At 70.5% G+C, this 21,479-nt stretch carries 18 protein-coding genes; 10 read left to right on the top strand and 8 right to left on the bottom strand.

Annotated elements, in window-relative coordinates:
* The coding region (locus tag LJE69_RS19435; protein ID WP_296927716.1) for a nucleotidyltransferase domain-containing protein at positions 1 to 777 on the bottom strand (777 nt) is incomplete at its 3' end.
* 242 nt (positions 778 to 1,019) lie between these two features.
* On the opposite strand from LJE69_RS19435, the gene LJE69_RS19430 reads away from it, so the two are divergent.
* Entirely contained in the window at positions 1,020 to 1,556 is a 537-nt protein-coding gene (locus tag LJE69_RS19430; protein ID WP_296927715.1) for a hypothetical protein, read from the top strand.
* Between the two features lie 325 nt (positions 1,557 to 1,881).
* On the opposite strand, the gene LJE69_RS19425 is transcribed toward LJE69_RS19430, so the two are convergent.
* The 3 genes from LJE69_RS19425 to LJE69_RS19415 all read right to left on the bottom strand — a co-directional run bounded on the left by LJE69_RS19425 (position 1,882) and on the right by LJE69_RS19415 (position 5,918).
* On the bottom strand, positions 1,882 to 2,613 hold the full coding sequence (locus LJE69_RS19425) for a hypothetical protein (protein ID WP_296927714.1): 732 nt from the start codon (positions 2,611 to 2,613) through the stop codon (positions 1,882 to 1,884).
* A gap of 259 nt (positions 2,614 to 2,872) precedes the next feature.
* A complete protein-coding gene (locus LJE69_RS19420) occupies positions 2,873 to 5,251 on the bottom strand; it encodes a hybrid sensor histidine kinase/response regulator (RefSeq protein ID WP_296927713.1) in 2,379 nt (792 codons plus the stop codon).
* Between the two features lie 469 nt (positions 5,252 to 5,720).
* Positions 5,721 to 5,918, bottom strand: a complete 198-nt coding sequence (locus LJE69_RS19415; protein ID WP_296927712.1) for a CsbD family protein — start codon at positions 5,916 to 5,918, stop codon at positions 5,721 to 5,723.
* A 543-nt stretch (positions 5,919 to 6,461) separates the two neighbouring features.
* Between LJE69_RS19415 and LJE69_RS19410 the strand changes: the two genes are divergently transcribed.
* The 9 genes from LJE69_RS19410 to LJE69_RS19370 all read left to right on the top strand — a co-directional run bounded on the left by LJE69_RS19410 (position 6,462) and on the right by LJE69_RS19370 (position 15,722).
* Positions 6,462 to 6,881 (top strand): DUF1523 family protein, encoded by a 420-nt coding sequence (locus LJE69_RS19410; protein WP_296927711.1) that lies wholly within the window; start codon positions 6,462 to 6,464, stop codon positions 6,879 to 6,881.
* A 194-nt stretch (positions 6,882 to 7,075) separates the two neighbouring features.
* Positions 7,076 to 9,925: a hydrogen gas-evolving membrane-bound hydrogenase subunit E gene (mbhE, locus tag LJE69_RS19405; RefSeq protein WP_296927710.1), complete on the top strand. Its 2,850-nt coding sequence runs from the start codon at positions 7,076 to 7,078 to the stop codon at positions 9,923 to 9,925.
* Positions 9,925 to 10,305 carry a Na+/H+ antiporter subunit C gene (locus LJE69_RS19400; protein ID WP_296927709.1) on the top strand — a complete coding sequence of 127 codons (381 nt, stop codon included), beginning with the start codon at positions 9,925 to 9,927 and terminating at the stop codon, positions 10,303 to 10,305. Before mbhE ends, LJE69_RS19400 begins: the two co-directional genes overlap by 1 nt.
* Complete coding sequence (locus tag LJE69_RS19395) at positions 10,302 to 12,002, top strand: proton-conducting transporter membrane subunit (RefSeq protein WP_296927708.1); 1,701 nt, start codon at positions 10,302 to 10,304, stop codon at positions 12,000 to 12,002. Before LJE69_RS19400 ends, LJE69_RS19395 begins: the two co-directional genes overlap by 4 nt.
* On the top strand, positions 11,999 to 12,601 hold the full coding sequence (locus LJE69_RS19390) for a Na+/H+ antiporter subunit E (RefSeq protein ID WP_296927707.1): 603 nt from the start codon (positions 11,999 to 12,001) through the stop codon (positions 12,599 to 12,601). The genes LJE69_RS19395 and LJE69_RS19390 overlap by 4 nt, the downstream gene beginning before the upstream one ends.
* Positions 12,598 to 12,876, top strand: coding sequence for a K+/H+ antiporter subunit F (locus LJE69_RS19385; protein ID WP_296927706.1), 279 nt, complete (start codon positions 12,598 to 12,600; stop codon positions 12,874 to 12,876). Before LJE69_RS19390 ends, LJE69_RS19385 begins: the two co-directional genes overlap by 4 nt.
* Positions 12,877 to 12,880: 4 nt before the next feature.
* The gene (locus LJE69_RS19380) at positions 12,881 to 13,231 is read left to right on the top strand and encodes a Na+/H+ antiporter subunit G (RefSeq protein ID WP_296927705.1); all 351 of its coding nucleotides are present in this window, start codon (positions 12,881 to 12,883) and stop codon (positions 13,229 to 13,231) included.
* Positions 13,232 to 13,590: 359 nt separating this feature from the next.
* Complete coding sequence (locus LJE69_RS19375) at positions 13,591 to 15,063, top strand: TrkH family potassium uptake protein (protein WP_296927704.1); 1,473 nt, start codon at positions 13,591 to 13,593, stop codon at positions 15,061 to 15,063.
* Positions 15,063 to 15,722 (top strand): TrkA family potassium uptake protein, encoded by a 660-nt coding sequence (locus tag LJE69_RS19370; protein ID WP_296927703.1) that lies wholly within the window; start codon positions 15,063 to 15,065, stop codon positions 15,720 to 15,722. The genes LJE69_RS19375 and LJE69_RS19370 overlap by 1 nt, the downstream gene beginning before the upstream one ends.
* A 62-nt stretch (positions 15,723 to 15,784) precedes the next feature.
* On the opposite strand, the gene LJE69_RS19365 is transcribed toward LJE69_RS19370, so the two are convergent.
* The 4 genes from LJE69_RS19365 to LJE69_RS19350 form a co-directional block, all read right to left on the bottom strand.
* On the bottom strand, positions 15,785 to 16,012 hold the full coding sequence (locus LJE69_RS19365; protein ID WP_296927702.1) for a zinc-finger domain-containing protein: 228 nt from the start codon (positions 16,010 to 16,012) through the stop codon (positions 15,785 to 15,787).
* 264 nt (positions 16,013 to 16,276) lie between these two features.
* On the bottom strand, positions 16,277 to 17,197 hold the full coding sequence (locus LJE69_RS19360) for a branched-chain amino acid transaminase (RefSeq protein ID WP_296927701.1): 921 nt from the start codon (positions 17,195 to 17,197) through the stop codon (positions 16,277 to 16,279).
* 207 nt (positions 17,198 to 17,404) lie between these two features.
* Positions 17,405 to 20,299 (bottom strand): bifunctional [glutamate--ammonia ligase]-adenylyl-L-tyrosine phosphorylase/[glutamate--ammonia-ligase] adenylyltransferase, encoded by a 2,895-nt coding sequence (gene glnE / locus LJE69_RS19355; protein WP_296927700.1) that lies wholly within the window; start codon positions 20,297 to 20,299, stop codon positions 17,405 to 17,407.
* Entirely contained in the window at positions 20,292 to 21,248 is a 957-nt protein-coding gene (locus LJE69_RS19350; RefSeq protein WP_296927699.1) for a D-hexose-6-phosphate mutarotase, read from the bottom strand. Before LJE69_RS19350 ends, glnE begins: the two co-directional genes overlap by 8 nt.
* Positions 21,249 to 21,479 lie beyond the last annotated feature (231 nt).

Genomic DNA, 21,479 nt, shown 5'->3' with positions numbered 1-21,479 from the left:
GTAATGCAGCGCGGCACCGTAGGACAGCGCCGGCACCAGCCGCAGATCGACCTGCAAGCCCGCGCGCAGCAGCACCGTGGCGCGGGTCTCGCCACGGGAGACCACCTCGCGCACCTCCTCATACGCGGTGAAGCGCTCCATTACCGGCGAGCCCGCCGCCGCCGTCACCAAGATGTCCAGATCGCCGACCGTCTCTTTGCGCCGCCGGAAGCTGCCCGCGATGGTGACCTGGTCCACCCCGTCGATCCGCTGGAGGTAATCCACCAGCGGGTGGGCGATCTCCTCCGCCGCGATGAGCGTCAAGCGTTGCTCGGCGCCCTGCCACTGTTCGAGCTTCTCGGCGATCGCCTGCTCGCGCTTGGCGCCGAAGCCCGGCACCTCGCGCACGCGGTGCTCCGCCACCGCCCGCTTCAGATCCGCCAGGTTGTCCACGTGCAGGTCCTGGTGCAGCGCCTTGACCCGCTTCGGTCCGAGACCGGAGAGCTTGAGCAGCTCGCTCAGCTCCGCCGGCAGCCGCTCTTCCACTGCTTCGAGCTGCGGCAGATAGCCCGTCTCGGAGATGGCGCGGATCTTCTCGGCGATGCGCTTGCCGATGTGCGGCAGCGCGCTCAGGTCCTCACCCTCGGCCGCGCGCTCGGCGAGACTCTCCGACAGCCCGCCAATCGTTTGCGCCGCCTGCCGGTAGGCGCGCACGCGGAAGGCGTCGGCGCCCTCGATCTCCAACAAGTCGGCGAGGCGGGAAAACTGCTCGGCGATTTCGCGGTTGTGGATCGTCATGGCTTGCGGCGCGGCCGGATGGCGTGACCCTGGGTTCGTGACAGCAGGCAGCATGCCAGGTGCCGGCCGACGTGGCGGCCCGAATGTCGATCATTGGTCGAGTCGACCAAACGCCGAGTTAGCCCACGACGCGCAGGGAAAAGCGGCATCGCCCTTGCTAAGCCAACACCGAGCAGGGGCAGTCCGCGCCAAACGCATGGGACCGCCCTACCCGACCACGAACCCCTCGGACGGAAGACGGCATGCGCAACTTCTCCCAGCAGACCCCCGATGGCCGTACCATCGCGGCCGACCCCGATCTGCGACGACATATCGCCCAGCCCCCGCCTCGCGCGCCGGAGGCAGCCGTGGCCGAGCGTGCCAACGGCTCGGCGCTGGTTGCGTTCGTCGCAGGCTCCATCGCCGCCTTGCCGGAACTGCCCGCGGCGAGCGGCTCGCGGCTCTGCCTGCAACTGTTTCTGATCGGCGCGGCGGATGCCTTCTGGCGCCTGCAAGGACTCCCGGTCACGAGCGCCACCCAGGTGCTCAGCCGACTCTTCGAGCGTTACGGCTTACCCGGCAATGAGACGGCGGGGCTCATCGAGGCCCTGCCCCAGCTTCGGTGCGACCCGAGCGCGCGGCAGATCCTGCAACAGGGCGAACAGGCGATGAACGATTTCCTCGGCAGCCACGACCCGAATCTGCTCTTGCTGATACTGGATCTGGTGGCCGATTGGCGCCGCCAGCGACTCTGTCGGGACGCGCAGCCGAGCGAAAGCGCGTTGGCACAGGCGGGCTGAAGCGCGTTGCCGGCGCACTGCTGGTGCCTTGACGTGTAGAGCGGGCCTGCCCGAGCCAGCACGCCCGCGACGATGCGGGCGAGCGCGTCTCGCCAGCGGTGGCTAACGAGCGCCCGCGGGTCAGCACGCGACCGCAACAACCCGCTTGGCGCAGGGGCATTTGCCCCACCAAGCACACGGCTGGCGGTGTATTGCAACCAAACGCTCGCACCACGCACACGGCGAGCAGCGTTTCTCCCAATTTTGCTTTCGTTGTCGTTGTCGAGTATCCGATCACGACCACGACCACGACCTGAGACGGTCTCGAACCTTGCTCACCTTGGCACTAGTCGTCGCCACCCCTCAGCGGGAGCCGAAAGAGGGCACTGCCCGCGCCCAGCGTCAGGCTGCCCCCGTGATCCTGCGCAACGCGCTCCGCGGCCTTGGCCATCAGGCGCAGGTCGGCCCGCTCCCGCGGCGTGTCCGCCGGCTCGGCGCCGACGACGGCGATAGCCAGCAAGAGCTCGCCGTTGCGCCGCTCGGCGTGCAGCGTGGGTCGCTGGGCGCAAACCCCATTGCAGTCGGTGCCGACGCCCACCAGCCGCAGCGCGTGTACGAGTGCCGCCTCCATGCTGGCCGGCTCCACCAGGGCGAGCGACGCTCCCTTTTCGGCGGGCGCCGGCGTCATGGTCACCTGACCGCCGAAGACGCGCACCACGTGGGCGGCGAGCGCGACGGGGTCGAGGCGCCGGCGCGGGCCTTCGCCGAAGCGGGTGGACCTGACCGCGTCGGCGAGCTCGGCGGCGAGCGTGCCGGCGGCGCTCTGGATACGCTCGAGGCGCTCGGCGCGGGCGGCGTCGTCCTCACCGTCCAGCAGCAGCGTCTCCGCAACGAGGTCGATGACGCTCAGCGGCGTACGCAGCCGATGCGCCTGCTGGCGCGCCTGTTCCGCCAGCAGTGACCGCCGCTCCAGGTCGATGAGGCGCTCCAATGCCGGATCGAGGTCCGATCCGGCCGGGCGCGCTTCTTCGCCCGCGGCGCGATCGATCTCGCGGTGGCGCTTCCTGTCGGTAACCATCTCGCTTCTTGTCGATGCTCTTTGCCGTTGTGCGTCTCGGAGATGCAATCCATGTTCCCATGGAGCGATGCATCTGCTGGGCAGCCCCTGTCATCGGGTGTCTCCGTTTCAGTCCCGGGCCGGCACCCGAGTGGGGCCGCATGAACGCCGGGCAATCACCTGCTTATTGCGTTTGCAGTCTCCTTGGTCTGAGCAATCGGCTGCTGGCAATGTAGGGGTATCCTGCTCCGCGGGAAAGGCCCCATGTCGGAGCATTTCGCTAGGTTTTCCCCGTCGGTTGCTTCGCCGCCTCGCCAAGGAGTGCCATCAGCGTCTTGCTGCTCACCGGTTTGGTCAGGTGTCGGTCGATGCCGGCCTGCCGTCCGCGCTCGCGCGTGCGGGCGTCACCATAACCAGAGACGGCCACCAGCAGCATGGGGGACAGCGCGGTCTCGGCGCCAGCCGCCGGCCGTTGCTCGCGCTCGAGCGCGCGCAGCCGCCGCGCGGTCTCGAAGCCGTCCATGTCCGCCATGCCCAGGTCCAGCAACACCACGCGCGGGCGTTCCCGGACGACGGCCGCCAGTGCCTCCGCGCCCGCGTTGCAGATCCTGACCTGGTGACCCAACGCGCGGAGCAGCATGGCGAGGCTCTCCGCCGCGTCGTCGTTGTCATCTACCACGAGGATGGGCAGGCCCGCTGGCGCCCTGTCCTGACAGGAGCGCGCCAACGCCGGGTTCGGCACCGACTTCGGCACGGGCTTCGGCTCCGACTTCGGCGCCACCACGCGCGGCAGGTGGACGCTGAAGGTGGCGCCCTGGCCGGGGCCAGGGCTCGCCACCGCGATGCGCCCGCCGTGCAGCTCGGTGATCTTGGCGGCGATGGCGAGCCCGAGACCAAGCCCGGACTTGCTGCCGCCCCCCGTGCGTTCCACGCGACGACGCCCCTGGGTGAAGGTGCGGAAGAGCTGGCGGCGCAGGTCGGCATCGATGCCGTCGCCGTCGTCGGCGACCTGCAGCTCCAGGGTGTCGGGGTGCGCCTCGACGCGCAGCGTCACGTGCCCGCCTTCGGGGGTGTACTTGGCGGCGTTGTTGAGCAGGTTGGTGAGCACTTGTGCGAGCCGCGCCGGGTCCGCGCGCAGGTGCAGCGGCTCATCCGGCAGTTCCAGCCGGAAGTGATGGCCGCGGGCTTCCAGTTGCTGGCGGCTCGCGTCCACGGCCTGATCGATGACCTCGGTGACCGCCACCGCGCGCGGGCTCAGGCGCAATTGGCCGCGGATGATCCGCGAGACGTCGAGCATGTCGTCGAGCAGCCGGGCCATCTGCCGTGTCTGACGATCCACCACGCCCACCGCCCAGGTCAGCTTGGGATCGGACAGTTGCATGGAGCGCATCAGGTCAACCGCGTTGCGCACCGGCGCCATCGGGTTGCGCAACTCGTGGCCGAGGATGGCGAGGAACTCGTCCTTCTGGCGGTCGGCCTGCTCCAGCGCCTGCTGCGTGCGCACCAGCTCATCCACGTCGGATGCCGCACCGAACCACAGCGCCGCGGCGCCCGGGGCAGCCGGGTCCGCGATGGGCCGCGCGCGTGTCTCCCACCAGCGGTAGGCGCCATCGGCGCAGCGCAGGCGGCAGCGGATGCGCATGTGCGTGCCCCGCGCGGCGGCCTTGCGCCAGGCATGGCGAGCGGCGCGGCGGTCCCGGGGGTGCAGTGCCTGCATCCAGCCATAGCCCAGCCCGCTGCCGGCCGTCATGCCGGTGATACGGTAGAAGAGCTCGTTCAGGTAGCTCACGCGGCCGGCACCGTCCGCGGTGTACAGAATATCCGGCACCGTCTCCGCCATGGTGCGGAAGCGTCGATCGAGGTCGGCGAGGCGGCGCTCAGTGCGGCGCTGCTCACGCACGTCAATGCCCACCGCCACCCGCAGCATGCCCGGCAGCGGGGCGCTGGCCCAGGCCACGTCCACCAGCTCGCCGTCGTGGCTCATCATCGGCAGGTCGATCCAGCCGGCGGCTTCGCCGGCCAGCACGTCGCGCGCCAAGGCACGGCGGCCGGGCTGCGGCCACCAGAGCGTAAGCGGATCTTGCTCCTCTAGGTCGAAGCGGCTCCAGCCGAGGATGCGGCTCATGCTGCGGTTCACCCGCAGGTCCACAAAGGCATCGTCGTAGACCATGACCATGGCCGGGAGCCGGTCCATGACGTCTACCAACAGGTCCAGGCGGCGGTTGTCGTCGACGCGGTTACGGAAGTCCGCGGTGACGTCGGCGCTGATGACGGTGACGGACGAGATCTGGCCCTGCTCATCGAAGCTGGCACGGCCGTGGTCCACGAGCACCCGCTCGGCGCCGGTCGTGGTGACGACGCGGTAGCGCGCACGGTAAGTGGGCGTGAGTGGGCTGGCACTGCCGATGGCGGCGCGCAACCGCGCCCGGTCCGCCCGGCGCACCCGGCGCAGGAAGGCGGCGCCCGTGTCGAGGCAGCCCGCCTCGCCGAGTTCCAGCATCGCCGCGCCCACCGGGTCGCGGCGAATGGTATCGGTGCGGAAATCCCATTCGAAGCCGAAGGTGCACGCCGCATCGTTGCCGGGGAAGCTGACGCTGCCGACCGCGATGGGAGGTGCCTGCGACGCCCCACTGGCGGGCGAGCCGGCCGTGTCGATCATGCAGTGCTCCGGTGCGCTGCCCGGTTGGACGAGAGTGCGGGGAAATGTTGGGGAGGATTGCCCGGAAGACGGCGGAGATACATCATGCTGCCGTGCCAGGACAAGCCCGTCGATGGTTGTCGCGCGCGTCACCGGCCCGGCCCCGCGTGTTGGACGATGTCCGGCGCTCGCACTCACCGTAGGAGAGGATTTGACGGGGGTCAAGCGCTGCGCGGCGACCGATGACCGCGCGTGGGTGCGCCAGACACCGGCTCGGCCGCCACGGAGCGTGGCCAAGCGAGTCCCCGGAGCGATCGCTTCGCTTTGCAAGCAATCAATTAGCGCGTTTTTCACTACACGACCGGACGCGAGGGCGTCCACGCGACGCAATACAAAACCTCATTCGGCACAATGCTTGTGGGCAAATCGCCGATGGGAATTTCAGCATCGCGCCGCGCGGACGCCCAAACGCTATCCGGCTGCCACCCGGTCAGCCGGTCCAGTCCTGCTTATCCACTTGCTTCTCTGCCTCCTCCTTGGAGATGCCGTAGAGCTCTTGCAGGCGACCGACGAGCTTGTCGCGCTCACCGTCGATACGCGCCACGTCGTCGTCGGTGAGCTTGCTCCATTGGATCTTGAGCTCGCCCTTCATTTGCTCCCAGTTACCGCGAATCTGTTCCCAGTTCATATGGCCTCCCGACCGGAATGCCGGTCATTTGGTGATGGTTGGTGCTGGGGATCTTGCATCAGCCATACCAGGTTCCCGCCGGAGCGCGTACCGATACCGTCGCGGACCGGACCGCTGCGGCGTCTGCCGACCATTCCCACCTGGTCCACCCCGGCAAGACCTGAACCAAATGACACCCTGCGCAATGTTGGTCGCGGGCGTTTTGGACCGTGGCGCGGGGCAGATCCCCCACCCCTGCCCGTGACGACCCGGGCAGGGCGCACGCGTTCCAGCACGCAGCGTCCACACCGCGATACCCCGCCGGGGGCGCAGCGGCAAGCCTTCAGCGTCCTCCGCTGGGCTGCTGGCCTGGCAATTGCTTAATCATTCTCCAACGAGCTTTCAAGGCGTTGCCATCCGCGTACCGTGTCCGGGCATTCAGCCGGGGCAGCCAGTCCGGGCAACCGGGGGACGTCCACGCAGCAGCGCAAACCCGCAGCGGCATTTCGGCTGGCCGCATCGAGCTCGCACTCTTTATTTGACTATCCGAAGGAGCAGAACGCCATGAAGACCAAGAACAAATTCACTATCGGCATCGCCATTGTCGCCGTCATCGTCGTCGGCTTCGTCTGGCTGCGCTGGGGCCCGGATACGTGGAATGTGCAAATCACCGGCGTCACCGGCGACGGCCGCAACGTGCAATATCGCATCGAAACGGTCCATGCCGGCAGCGCTGACACACTGATCTTCAGGAATGAGGACACGGGCTTCATGCCACCGTATCTCAAGTTCGACTCGGCCCGGGTGCAGTCCATTGCCAACCGCATCACCAGAGAGTGCCCGAAGACAGAGGTGGCCATCCACGGCTACGGTTTCCGCATCCCCTGGCTGAACATGTTCCCGAACGCCGTCAGCATCCACGCGCCGAAACACTGCCTCACGGCGCCCTCGGGCGAATCGACGGCCCAGGCCGCCAGGAAATGACGGCGCCCCAGAGCCAATCCATCATCGGTAAGTCAAGGCGCCCCAGCACTGATGCGCCGAGGACGGACGCCTCCGAATCCAACGCAGTCGGGATCGGGATCGCCGCCTATTCCGGTCCCGATTTCGATGCCCTCCCGGACGCACCCGACGACGCTGCGTCCACCACCTGATCGCCCGGCGCACCGGGGGACTGGATGACCACCGCCTTGCCGCCGCTGTTGTTGCCGTTGCTGCCGCTCCTGGGTGCCGTGCTGGCACCGGTGGCGGAGCGCTGGCACCCTCGCGGGCCGGGCATCGTCGCGGCCGTCGCCACCGGCAGCGCGCTGCTGGTGGCGCTGCTGGCGGCACCCGGCATCGCCGCCGGCAACGCACAGACCTTTGCCATACCCTGGGTGCCGGCGCTAGGGTTGGAACTGGCCCTGCGACTGGACGGGCTGTCGCTCACCTTCGCGCTGTTGGTCGTCGGCATCGGGCTGCTGGTGGGGCTCTACGCGCGCTACTACCTGCCGGAAGAGACACCGCGCGGTGGCTTCCACGGCCTGATGCTGGCGTTCGAGGCGTCCATGCTGGGCCTGGTGCTGTCGGACAACCTGCTGCTGCTGGTGCTCTGCTGGGAGCTCACCAGCCTGCTGTCGTTCCTGTTGGTCGCCTTCGAGCCCGAGGACCGCCGCGCCCGCCGCGGCGCCGGCGTCGCGCTAGTCGTCACCGCCGCCGGCGGCCTGGCGCTGCTGGCGGCGGCGCTGCTGCTCGGCCACGTCGCCAGCAGCTACCGCATCAGCGACGTGCTGGCGGCGGGCGCGGCGCTGCACCAGGACCCGCTGCGCACGCCGATCGTGCTGCTGATCCTGCTCGCCGTCTTCACCAAGTCCGCGCAGGTGCCCTTCCACGCCTGGCTGCCGGCGGCCATGGCGGCGCCGACGCCGGTGTCCGCCTACCTGCACTCGGCGACGCTGGTGAAGGCCGGCGTCTTCCTGCTGGCGCGGCTATGGCCGCTGTTGGGGTCCACCGACGCCTGGCTCATCCTAGTGAGCCTGGTGGGGCTCGCGAGCTTCGTCTTCGGCGCCTACGTGGCCCTGTTCAAGAACGACCTCAAAGGGCTGCTCGCCTACTCCACCATCAGTCATCTCGGACTCATCGTCTTCATGTTCGGCCTGGGCTCGCCGCTGGCCGCCATCGCCGGACTTTTCCACGTGCTGAACCACGCGGTGTTCAAGGCCTCGCTGTTCATGTCCGTGGGCATCGTCGACCACGAGACCGGCACCCGCGACATCCGCCGGCTGGGCGGACTCATGGCGTGCCTGCCCATCACCGGCACGCTGGCGCTGGTGGCCGCCGCCGCCATGGCCGGCGTGCCGCTGCTGAATGGCTTCCTGAGCAAGGAGATGTTCTTCGCCGAGGCGGCCGACCCGCCTATCGCCGCCGCCTGGCCGGCGGCGCTCAAGACCCTGATGCACATCCTGCTGCCGGCGGCGGCGCTGCTGGGCGGGGCCTTCTCGGCTGCGTATTCGCTGCGCTTCGGGCACGACGTCTTCTTCAACGGTCCGCCCAGGACGGGACGCTGCCCACCGCACGAGCCGAGCTGGTGGATGCGCCTGCCCGTAGCGGCGCTGGTGGCGCTCTGCGTGCTGGTGGGCCTGTTTCCGAATCAGACCGTCCAGCCGCTGCTGCTAATGGCCAGCCGTGCCATGCTGGGTCCGCTGCCGGAATTCCACCTGGCGGTCTGGCACGGGGTGTCGCCGGCGCTGCTGATGAGCGCCGGGGCGCTGTGCGTGGGCGTGCTCATCTACGTCCTGCGCGGGCCGATCTTCACGTGGCACGAGCGCCATTTGACACGGCCGCGTGCTGAGCGGGTGTACCTGCGCATCGCCGGATGGCTCGTCAGCGCTGCCCGCGAGCTGCCGGCACGGCTCGGTCCGGCCACCCTGCCCCGCTCCACCGCCTGGCTCTTCGCCACCGCGCTGGCGGCGGGCGTGCTGGGCTGGTGGGCGGCCGGCACCGGCGCCGGCCTGTTCGGCTCGCGCGCGCCGCTGCCCGTGAACGTGCCGGCCCTGGTGGCGGCGCTGATCCTCGCCGCCTCCGTACTGGCCATGGTCAGACACCCGGAGCGCCGTTTCGCCGCCGTGCTCTACGCCGGTGCGATCGGACTGACGGTGAGCCTGGCCTTCGCCCGCTTCTCGGCGCCGGATCTGGCGCTGACGCAAATCGCCGTGGAGGTGGTCACGGCCCTGCTACTGCTGGCAGTGCTGGCGCTCCTGCCAAGCGATGCTGCACGGACGGTCGCCCCGGGGACGGCCGGCAGCGTACCGCCGCGCGCGCTGCGGCTGGCCGTTGCGGTGGGCGTCGGGCTCGGCAGCGCGGTGCTGGCGGCGGTGCTGCTGCTGCACCCCGACAACGGCAGCATCGCGACCTGGTACCTGGCCCAGGCGCAGCCGGCGGCCCACGCGGGCAATGTCGTGAACGCCATTCTGGTGGACTTCCGCGCCCTCGACACCCTGGGAGAGATCACGGTGCTGGCCATGGCCGGCCTCGCCGTGCACCTGCTGCTGGACGACACCGGCGCGGCGCCGTCGCGCATCTCCCGAGCCAACGCGCCGCCGTCGGACCCCGACGGCGCGGGCCGGCTGCTGTTGCGGGTGCTGGCACTGCTGCTGCCGCCGGCGGCGCTGCTGGTGGCGGTGTTCCTGCTGCTGCGCGGACACGAAGCGGCCGGCGGCGGCTTCGTCGCCGGGCTGGTGCTCGCCACCGCGCTGGTGCTCGACTGGCTCGCCTGGGGAGTGCCGACGCCGCCGCGCGGACCGCGCCCGGTGGTCCTGATCGGCATCGGCCTGGCCCTGGCCTGGCTCACGGCCCTGGCGCCGCTGGTGCTCCGTCATGCACTGCTCACCAGCTTCCACTGGCAGGGCCGGCTCCCACTGGTGGGCGAGGTGAGCGTCGGCAGCACCCTCGTGTTCGACACCGGCGTACTGCTCGTGGTTGCCGGCACCATCCTCGCCGTGTTCCAACGCCTGGCCGGGCCGCCGGCCGCGGCGACGGGAGACGGCTGATGGAATGGCTCGTCGCCGGCGCAACCGGGCTGCTGATGGGCGCGGGGGTCTACCTGCTGCTCGCGCCCCGGGCCTTCACCGTCGTACTCGGCCTGCTGCTGTTGTCCTACGGGGCCAATCTGCTGGTGTTCGCCGCCGGCGGGCTGACGGTGGACCGCCCGCCGCTGGCCCCCACCCGCCCCGGCACGACCGACCCGCTGCCGCAGGCGCTGGTGCTCACCGCCATCGTCATCGGGCTCGCCATGACCGCCTTTGCGTTGGCGCTGGTGCTCTGGTCCGCGCGGCGCACCGGCGTCACCCCGAACGCGGACGCCGGCGCAGCGCAACCACCCGCCGACGGCCGAGCACCGGCGGCGGACACCGGGCAGCCCCGCCCATGACCCTGGCTCAGGCAGCGCTCCCGGTCCCGGCGCTGGCCCCGGCGCTGGCCACGGCGCTGGCGCTGCTGTTGCCGCTGGGACTGGGCGCCCTGCTCACCGCATGGCCGAGGCCGAGCCTGCGGCTGCGTCGCGGGCTCGGCATCGGGGGCACGCTGGGGCTGGCGGGGCTTGCGCTGTGGCTGCTGTGGCGGGCGCTCGCGGGCAGGCCCGCCGCGGTCGCCGCCGGCGGCTGGCCGATGCCCTACGGCATCGTGCTGGTGGCGGACGCGCTGGCCGCGCTCATGCTGCTGCTCGCGGCGCTCCTGGCGCTGGCGGCGCTGGCGCACGCGGCGGCGACCGACGGCGACCGGCCGGCCCGCGGCTTCCACGCCCTGTTCCAATTCCAGCTCTTCGGTGTCGCGGGTGCGCTGCTCGCCGGCGACCTGTTCAACCTGTTCGTGTTCTTCGAGGTGCTGCTGCTGGCCTCCTACGGCCTGCTTCTCCAGGGGCCCCGCCGCTGCCCGCCGCGCGTGGCACTGCATTACGTGCTGCTGAACCTCGTCGGCTCGACGGTGTTCCTGCTGGCGGTGGCGCTCGTCTACGCCGCCACCGGCACGCTCAACATGAGCCAACTGGCGGCGCGTCTGGGGGCGCTGGCCGGCCCCGACCTGGCCCTGGCCGGCGCCGGCCTGCTGCTGCTGGCGACGGTGCTGGGCCTGAAGGCGGCGCTGCTGCCACTGCTGGCCTGGCTGCCGCGCACCTATGCGGCAGCCCCGACGCCCGTGGCGGCGCTGTTCACCCTGCTGACCAAGGTCGGTATCTACGGGCTGGTGCGGCTCTGGACCATCGCCGACGGCACGCTCGCCGGGGACCTGCCGAAGCGCACCGCGCTCGCCCACGCCGGCCTGGCGGACAACCCGGCGCATCCGGTCGCACGGCTGCTGGGGCCGCTGCTGCTGGCCGCGGCGCTCGGCACCCTGGTGGCCGGCTGTATCGGCCTGCTCGCTGCGCGGGACCTACGCCGGCGGGTCGCGTGGCTGGTGCCGCTCTCGGTGGGCACGACCCTCGCAGGCATCGCCGCCGGCGGGGTGTTCGGGCTGGGTGCGGCGCTCTACTACCTCGTGCAATCGACGCTGATCATGGCGGGCCTCTTTCTGCTGCTGGACCTGCTGCCGGCGGTTGCCTCGTCATGCACCGGCACGTCGCCGGGCGCGCCGGCCGCGCGCCCGGCACCGGCGCTCGGGGTGCTGTTCCTGCTGGCGGCCGTCGGCGTCGCTGGCATGCCGCCGCTGAGCGGTTTCATCGGCAAGGCCCTGGTGCTGAAGGCGGTGCTGCCGGACGCACCGGGCGGCGTGGCTTCCGGCCTCTGGGGCTGGATCTGGACGGCCGTGCTTGGCTCCGGCCTGACCCTCACGCTGGTGCTGACGCGCACCGGTATCCAGCTCTTTTGGTGGCCCCGCGGCCGCCGGCTGCCGGTGCAGGCCGCGGTACCGGCACGCATGCTGTTGCCGGCACTGGCACTCATCGGCGCGGGACCGCTGCTGATGGTCTGCGCCGGGCCGGCGACACGGGTGACGGCCGCCGTGGCGGAGCAGGCCCGGGGCGGGGATGCCTACGCCGCCGCCGTGCAGGGCCTCGCGGCGGATCGGAGCTCCGCCCCGTGGCCCGGCCGCGGCCCGGAGGCGGGCGACGCGCCTCGCCAGGGGCAGACGCCGTGATCGCCGCCTTCGCCCTCCTCACCGCCCTACTGCTGGGTCTGTGGCTGCTGCTGGCAGGCGCGGCGACGCCGGGGAGCCTGCTGCTAGGCACGATGCTGGCCGCGGTGGGAGCGGCGCTCACGGTGCGGCGCGTGCGCCGGCGGCTTGGACCGCAGCTCCGCCGACCGCCCGGACCGGAAGACGGCACCCCGCCCGGGCGCCGCCGCACGCTCCGGCGGCTGCTGCGCATCCCGCGGCAACTCGCCGTGCTCGGCGTCTGGCTTGCACACCTGATGGTGGACATCGTGCAGGCCAACTTCCGCATCGCGGCGCTGGTGCTGGACCCGCACCGGGCGCTGCAGCCGGTGTACGTGGAACTGCCGCTCACGCTGGAGTCGCCGCTCGGCGTGTATCTGCTCGCGGCCGCCATCTCGCTGACACCGGGCACGCTGACGGCGGAGCTCCGCCCGCAGGCGCGAGGCCGGCCGCGCGTGCTGCTGGTGCACGCCATCGACCGCAGCGAGCTCGGCGTGGGCCACGCGCACGCACCGGACGCCGCACGCTGGGCCGCCGCGCTGAAGGCCCGCTACGAAGAACCCCTGCTGGAGGTATTCCGATGATCCTGGATCTGAGCCTGTTCCTCGCCACGGCGGCGCTCAGCGTGTCCCTGCTGCTGTGCCTGTGGCGGCTGCTGCGGGGCCCGTCGCTGCCGGACCGGGTGCTGGCGCTCGATACCCTCTATGTCAACGCCATCGCGCTGTTGGTGCTGCTCGGCATGGGTGCCGGTGGGCGCGATTACGTGGAGTCGGCGCTGCTGCTGGCGCTGTTCGGCTTCGCCACCACCACCGCCTACGCATTGCTGCTGCTGCGCGGGCGCGTGCTCGAGCGGGACTGAGGCCATGTTCATCGAGCTTGCGGTCTCGGCCCTGGTGCTGCTCGGCGCCGCCTTCGCGCTGCTCGGCTCGGTGGCGCTGGTGCGGCTGCCGGACTTCTTCACCCGGCTGCACGGCCCCACCAAGGCGACCACGCTCGGCGTCGGCGCGACGCTGGCGGGCTCGGCGCTCTACCTCGCCAGCAGCGGGGACGCCACGGCGCGGGAGCTGCTGATTTCGCTGTTTCTGTTCATGACAGCGCCGGTGAGCGCACAGTTGCTGGCCCAGGCGGCACGGCATCTCGGTGTGCCCAGCCTGGCACCGGCCCCCGGGGAAGAGCAGCCGCGCACGCGCGCCGAGACCGATGCGAACGACTAGTGGAGCGTTTCTCCCAACTCTGCTTTCGTTGTCGTGGTCGTGGTCGTGATCGGCTATTCGACAACGACAACGACCACGACAACGACCACGGGCAGAGACTTCGACCTGGTTCCTCGACTCCGGCCCCACCCGGGTTGGCGCCCTGCAAAATTGGCTGAAACGGGGCACTAGTGCACGCCACCAGCGCCACGCCGCAGTGATCGCAACGCGGCTCCTTTGTTGCGTCCGTTACCCGTTGCGCCCGTTGCGTGAACCCCTTCGACGTTCGTCTCGTGACGCTGCGGCAGCGAGAGCTTGCCGCAGGCGTACTAGAGTATTGGCATCCCCCGCCGGAGACGACCTCGCCGCGAGCGCACCCCATGGCCGAGCACGCCGTCCAAGCCCTGCTGCACGCGGCCCGCATCCGGGTAGTGGCGGCCACGCTGGCGCAGCTCCTGCTGACGCTGGGCGTGCTGACCCTGGTGCCGGCGCTGGTGGCGCTGGTGCTCGGCGATGAGACGCTATGGCAGCGGCTCGGCCTCATGGCCGTCGCGCAGTTGGCGCTCGGGCTGCTACTGGTGCGGCTGCCGGGGGTGGACATCGCGCGCACCGATCTGCAATGGAACGAGGCCCTGGCCGTCACCGGTCTCGCCTTCACGCTGGCGGCGGCCGCCATGGCCTGGCCCCTCGCGGCCGCCGGCATCGACTTGCTGGATGCGCTGCTGGAGGCCGTCTCCGCCGTCACCACCACCGGACTCACGGTGCTGCGCGGACTGGACGGGACCGACGGGGGCGTGCTCTTCCTGCGCGCCTGGATGCAGTGGTACGGCGGGCTCGGCATCGCCGTGCTGACGGCGGCGCTCATCATGCGCCATCACGCCAGCACCCGCCGGCTGCTGGAGACCACCGGCGAGCGGCTCACCGCCGCCGGCGCCCGGCACCACGCGCGCACCGTGTTCGTGGTCTACGCCGTGCTGACGGTGCTGGCGGTGGCGGCGGTCTGGGCGGCCGGCGCGGGCGCCTTCGAGGCACTGCTCTATGCCTTGTCGGCAGTGGCCACCGGCGGCTTCGCCCCCAACGACGGCAGCCTGGCGCCACTGCCCGTGGCCGCATCCGGCGTACTGACGGCGGTCTCGCTGCTCGCCGCGGTCAGCCTGCCGCTCTACGCCCGTATGGCGGCACACGGCATCGGCAAGCTCTGGCGCGACGAGGAAGTCCGCACCCTGGTCGCCGCGGCGCTCATGACCTCACTGGCGCTGACGCTGCTCGGCATCCTGCAACAGGGACTCGACTGGCAAGCGGCACTCGGCCACGGCTTGGCGCTCGGCATCTCGGCACAGACCGACACCGGCTTCAGCACCACCGACGTCGCCGCGCTGCCGCCGGCGGCACAGCTCGTGCTGATCGTTTCCATGAGCGTCGGCGGCTGTACCGGCTCCACGGCGGGCGGAATCAAGATCATCCGGCTGCTTGTGCTGCTGCGCCTGGTGCAGCTTGCGCTGCGGCGCACGGCCATTGCGGAACGGGCGGTACTGCAGGCGCGCGTAGACGGCGAGCTCGTGGATCAGGACATGATCACCGGCGCGCTGCAACTGCTGACCCTGTGGCTCGCGGTGCTGCTTCTGTCCTGGCTCGCGTTCCTGCTGTACGGCCAGCCACCGCTGGCGAGCCTGTTTGAGGTCGCCTCCGCCACCGCCAACGCCGGCCTCTCCATGGGGCTCACCGGCGCCGAACTGGCACCCGGCCTGGCCGTCGTGCTCATCGCGGACATGCTGTTCGGCCGCGTCGAGATTCTGGCACTGCTGGTGCTGCTCTACCCACCCACCTGGATCGGCAGGAGGCGCAAGCTCTGATGCGAACCGCATTCATCGGCAGCAACTCGCTCACCGTCGCCACCGCGGAGCTGCTGCTCGCGGACGGGCACGAGGTCATCATGGTGGAGCGCGATCGCTCCCGCATCGACACCCTTGCCGACCGCCTCGACGCCGGCTTTGTGCACGGCGACGGCACCTCGCCCGACGTGCTGCGGGACGCCGAGCCCGAGAACACCGACGTGCTGTTCTGCCTGCTGGAGTCGGACCAGACCAACATCCTGGCGGCGCTCATCGGGCGCTCGCTGGGCTTCGCGCGCGTGGTGCCGCGGGTCAACGAGCGGCAGTTCCAGTACATCGCCACCGAGCTCGGCCTCGAGGACGCGGTGCTGCCGAACCAGGCGGTGGCGAATCACCTGCGCAACCTGCTCGGTGGCGAGAAGTCGCTGGAGCTCTCGTCGGTGATCCGTGACGATGCGACCGTGTTCAGCTTCGTCGCCGGCGAGAGCGAGGCCATGACCATCGAGGAGTTGGACCTGCCAGGGCGCACCCGCATCGTCTGCCTGTACCGCCAGCAACGCTTCCGACTGCCCGACGAGACGCGGCGCATCAAAACCGGCGATGAGATCATCCTGATCTGCGCGCGGGATCAGCTCGACGAGCTACAGCGGCGCTGGGGCGATCCGACGGAGCAGGACTGACCGGCCGCGGCAACCGCCGTCGTCGCACGCGTAGCCGCAATGGTCCTGCTTGACGGGCGCGCTCAGCCCTCCAGGCGATATCTGGCCCCGCAATAAGGGCAGGTGGCCTCGTGATCGGGGTCGTCCTCGATGGGCAGGTAGACGCGCGGATGCATGTTCCACAGCGGCGCGTCCGGCATGGGGCAGGACAGCGGCAGGTCCTTGCGGGTGACGATGCGCACCCCTTCCACGGGCGGGGGCGGCTGGCGACCGGCCTCGGCTGGGGTCCGGTCCTGTTTGGCTTTGAGCATGGAATGGGCTCCTCAGAGGTTTACAACGATTATTGTCCCGCGCGGGGCACGTGGCAGCGCCACGCTCGTGGGAGCGGCACTCTCGGTGCCGCGACCTGCCGCGACGTGCTCGATGCCGTGGGAGCGGCACTCTTGGTGCCGCGACCTGCCGCGACCAACCCGCCACGAGTTGGAGCACCATCCGCACCGCGATCTGTAGAACACGCGCAGCTTGCATCGCGGCGGGAACGCCGCTCCCACAACGGCGCTCCCGCGGGCCGGACGCTACACCAGCGTCAGCCAGTGCAGGTGCTCGGGGCTGCGGCCTTGCACGACATCGAAATACCGGGTCTGCAGCTGCTCGGTGATGGGGCCGCGGCTGCCGCTGCCGATGGCGCGGCCGTCCACCTCGCGGATAGGTGTCACCTCGGCGGCGGTGCCGGTGAAGAAGGCCTCGTCAGCGATGTAGACCTCGTCGCGGGTGATGCGCTTCTCGACCACCTTCAGGTCCATCTCGGCGGCCAGGGTCATCACCGTCCTGCGGGTGATGCCGTCCAGCGCGGAGGTCAGATCGGGCGTGTAGATGACGCCGTCGCGCACGATGAAGATGTTCTCCCCGCTGCCCTCCATCACGTAGCCTTCCGTGTCCAGCAACAGCGCCTCGTCGTAGCCGTCGCGCAGCGCCTCCTGAAGCGCCAGCATGGAGTTCATGTAGTTGCCGGTGGCCTTGGCCCGGCACATGACGGCGTTGACATGGTGCCGGGTGAAGGACGACACCTTGATGCGGATGCCGTACTTGATGTTCTCCTCGCCCAGGTAGGCGCCCCAATCCCACGCGGCCACGATGCCGTGCACCCGCAGGTTGTCCGCGCGCAGGCCCATGCCCTGGGACCCGTAGTACAGCAGCGGCCGGATGTAGGCGGACTCGAGCCCGTTCTCGCGCACCACCGCGCACTGCGCGGCATTCAGCGTCTCCTGCTCGAAGGGCACGCGCATGCCCAGGATGTGGGCGGAATTGAACAGCCGCTTGGTGTGGTCCGCCAGCCGGAAGATGGCCGGCCCGCGGTCGGTGGCATAGGCACGCACACCCTCGAACACACCCATGCCGTAGTGCAGCGAGTGGGTCAGGACGTGGGTCTTGGCCTCACGCCAGTCCACGAGCTCGCCGTCATGCCAGATCACGCCTTCGCGGTCGGCCATGCTCATTGTCATTCTCCTGCGAAAGAAGGGCCGAGGCGCAAGGGCCAAGGGCCGTTTGTACTGTAGATGGATCTCCAGAAGTGCGGCATGAGCCAGCACCCTGGCGGCCACACGACGCGAGCCCAGCGCAATCCCGTGACATGGCCCGCGGCTGCGGCAGGGGCGATCTCTCGCGTCGCCGGCGCTGAGCCCTCGGCGCTAGACACTAGGGCGCTAGGCGCTGCCCGCTTCAATCAGCCGCCGCCAGAGCCCCGCCACGGCATCACGCTCGGCAACGAGCTCCGTATCCGGAACAACCCCCGGCGTGTCCTGCAACGCGTTGCGGTGATAGGCCGTGCGCAAGGCCTTGTAGGCTTCGGTGAGCTCACCCGCGGCGTGGCCGGGCAGCAGCGCGAGATGGTCCAGGGTCTGGAGCAGGCGCACGTTGTCGGTCCAGTCCGTCAGCTCCGGGTGCTCGGCGGCCCAGCGCAGCACCGAGTATTGAACAATGAACTCGATGTCGGCAATACCACCACGGCCCTGTTTGAGGTCGAAACGGTCGTCGCGGGTCTTATCCAGGCTCGCGCGCATCTTGTCGCGCATGTCGCGCACGTCGGCGCGGAGCTTCCCGGGCTCGCGCGGCAGGCGGAGGATCGCGGCGCGAATCTTACGAAAGCGCTCGGCGAGCCTCCTGTCTCCAGCCACCGGGCGCGCGCGCACCAGCGCCTGGTGCTCCCAGGTCCAGGCCTCCTCGCGCTGGTAGCTGTCGAAGGAGGCCAGTGTGCGGGCGATCATGCCCTTGTCGCCGTCCGGGCGCAGCCGTGCATCGATCTCGTAGAGCACGCCGGAATACGTCGGCGTGGTCATGATGTGGATCATGCGCTGCGCCAGGCGCACATAGAACTGGGCGCCGCTGATGGGGCGCTGTCCGTCCGCATCGGGCTCGGTGCCGACATTGGCCAGGGCCTCGTCGTAAAGAAACACCAGGTCCAGGTCCGAGTTGTAGCCCAGCTCGATGCCGCCGAGCTTGCCGTAGCCCAGCACCAGGAAGCCAGGCTCGGCGAGCGCCGCCCCCGGCGGCCGGCCGTGCCGCTCGCTGATGTCGCCGAAGGCGATGGCGAGGCTGCGGCTGGTGGCCACCTCGGCGATCTCCGTCAGGTAGTCGCTCACCACCATCAGCGGGATCACGCCGGTGATGTCTGCCGCCGCGGTGCGCAGCTTGTTGCCCTGCACGAATTGGCGCAGCCGCTCCATGCGCTGCTCCAGGTCGTCGTCGCCGACCGTGTCGAGCAGCACGTCCAGCTCGCGCTCCAGGTCGGCGCGGCGCAGCGGCTCAAACAGTCGGCGCGGGTCCAGCAGCTCGTCCAGCAGCAGCGGCTGGCGCGCCGTGCGCTCGGCGAACCACGGGCTCTTGGCGCTGAGCCGCACTAGTTGGCGCAGCGCGTCCGGGTGCTCGGAGAGCAGCGCCAGGTAGGCGGTGCGCCCGAGCACGGACTCCACCACCGTCAGCACCCGCGGCAGCGCCAGGTCCGGGTCGTCGCTGTCGGCGACGGCGGCGAGCAGCACCGGCACCACCAGGTCCAGGTGCTCGGCGGCGCGGGTGCTCAGGCCCCGGCGCTTGGCGGCGTCGCGGAAGCGGGCGATGGCCGCGGCGGCCTCCGCCGGGTCGGCGAAGCCGTGCGCGGCCAGCAGGGACTCGGCCTCCGCCGGGTCCGGGCGGCCGATCCACAGGCCAGCCAGCGGGTGCTGGCCGGCGCCGGGCTCGGCGAAGATGGCCTCGAAGCAGCGCTGCACGCGCTGGCGGTGCGCATCCAGCACCGCCGCGAAGCCCGCCCAGTCGTCGAAGCCCATGCTGCGGGCGAGCCTGAGCCTGGCCTCCGGCTTGTCCGGCAGGACGTGGGTCTGGCGGTCCTGCCACGCCTGGAGGCGGTTCTCGGTGAGCCGGAGGAAGCGATAGGCAGAGGTGAGCGCGGCCACGTCGATGGGGCTCAGCAGACCCTTGTCGCCGAGCAGCTTCAGCACCGGCTGGATGGCGCGGATACGCAGCTCCGGCTCGCGGCCGCCGCGGATGAGCTGGAACGACTGGCCGACGAACTCGATCTCGCGGATGCCGCCCGGGCCGAGCTTGATGTTGTGCTCCATGCCCTTGCGCTTGAGCTCGCGGGCGATCATCACCTTCAGCGAGCGCAGCGACTCGATGGCGCCGAAGTCCAGATAGCGGCGGTAAACAAAGGGCCTGAGCTCCGCCATCAGCTCCGCCGCCGGCCCCGGCGGCCCGGCGATGACCCGCGCCTTGGTCATGGCGTAGCGCTCCCACTCGCGCGCCTGCGCCTGGTAGTAGCCCTCCATGGCATCGAAGCTCATGGCCAAGGGGCCGGCGCTGCCGAAGGGCCGCAGCCGGGTGTCCACGCGGAACACGAAGCCGTCCACCGTGACCTCGTCCAGGGCCTTGACCAGCCGCTGGCCGAGCCGGGTGAAGAACTGCTCGTTGCTGAGCACGCGCGGCCCGCCGCTGGTCTCGCCGCCGCGCGGGAAGGCGAAGATCAGGTCGATGTCCGAGGACAGGTTCAGCTCGCGCGCGCCGAGCTTGCCCATGCCCAGCACCAGCAGGCGCTGGCGGTGCCCCTCGGCGTCCCGCGGCACGCCTAGCTCCGCCTCGGTCCAGGCCGTGACCAGGTCCAGCGCGCGCTGCACGCAGGCGTCCGCCAGCGCGCTCAGGCTCTCCAGGGTCTCGTCCAGGGTCGCCCAGCCGGACAGGTCGCGCCAGACGATGCGCAGCATCTGCGTGCGGCGGAAGCGGCGCAGGGTGCGGGCCAGGCCGGGCTCGTCGGGGCTGTCCGGGAACAACGGCGCCAGCGCCTCGGCCAGCAGCCGATCCAACTCGCCGGCCTCGGGCGCGCGCTCCAGCGCGCCGTCGGCGAGCAGCGCCGCGAGCGTGCCGGGGCTGCGCACGGCGGTGACGGCGGCGAAGTCGCTCGCCGCCCAGACACGCGCACGGGCGGCGTGAAACTCGGCATCCTCGGGGACGGAGACGCCCTGCTCGGCCGCCCAGCGCAGCCAATCGGCCCAGTGCCGGTCCGCCGCATGGCCGTCGTCCGGCCGCCCGCCGGCGATGGGGCCATCAGTCATGCACGATCCCGTAGCGGCTGGCCATGCGGTGGCTGTCGCCGGGAGCGATGGTCACGGCGTCGTCGGCGGCGTTGGTGGTCTCGACACAGACCATACCCAGGTACTCCTCATCGCCGAAGTCGCCCATGTGCCGGGACTGCTCCACCCAGGGGTTCCAGACCACGGCGGAGTTGCTGCCCTCGCGGTCGATGTGGATCTGGCGGCCCAGCGCCGGGTCGTCGATGACCAGCCGCTCGGCGGTGTCCAGGTAGATGCGGTTGACCGGGCCGTCGAAGTTGATGGGGCCGGATTGCTTGATGCGCACGTCCACGGCCTCGCCTGCCGCGGGTGGCGCCGGGGGCCGATCCAGGTTGGTGATGGACGCCACCTTGTCGATGTACTCATAGCCCGCCAGCCCCAGCACCTGCGCGCGGCGCACGTCGCCGACGCGGAAATAGCTGTGCAGCGCCTGGGTGATGGTCATGGGCTTGTCGCCGGTGTTGCGGGTAATGAGGGCCACCTCCAGCGTCGGCCCCACCGTGACGGCCAGCTCCAGCGCGAAGCTGTGCGGCCAGAGGATGCGGCTGGTGTCGTCGTCACGGCAGCCGAGCCGCACCCGGGTGCTGCCGTCCACCCGGGATTCGGTGCCCAACAGCGTCCAGTGCCGGGTGCGCACGAAGCCGTGGTCGGGCCGGCCGCGCGGCTCCGGGTCCGGGCCGAACCAGGGCCAGCACACCGGCATGCCGCCCTTGATGGCCCTGCCGGGCTGGAAATACGCGTGCTCGCTCAGAAACAACAGGTCCTGCGCTTCGCTTTCCGGCCGGTAGCAGAGCACCTGCCCACCGTAGCCGCAGATCTCGGCACGGGCATGGTCGTTGTCGATACAGATCAGCGGGAAACCGCCGCGGCCGTCGCAGATGCTGAGCACACCGGCGATGCCGAACTCCTCGTTCGCCTGCGCGATGTCCATGGGGGCTCCTAGCGGCCAACGGGACCGCTGGTTGTCGATGCATGGATTAAGGTCAGATTGGGTCGATCGCGGCCGTCCTGAACCGCACCCGCGAGGGCACGCGCAGTATACCCGCAACCTGCCAGGCACCCACCCCGGGGCCACCGCCCCCCGGACCGCCGGGTTGTAATCGGCACCTTGGGGCCGCCGAGTTGCACTCGGCGCGTGTGCGAGGGCTGGATAGCGCAAATG

Origin of the sequence: Thiohalocapsa sp. (assembly GCF_022340605.1) — a bacterium.
Lineage (GTDB): Bacteria > Pseudomonadota > Gammaproteobacteria > Chromatiales > Chromatiaceae > Thiohalocapsa.
Note: the sequence above shows the minus strand (reverse complement) of the source record. Positions and strands in the feature narration are given on the sequence as shown.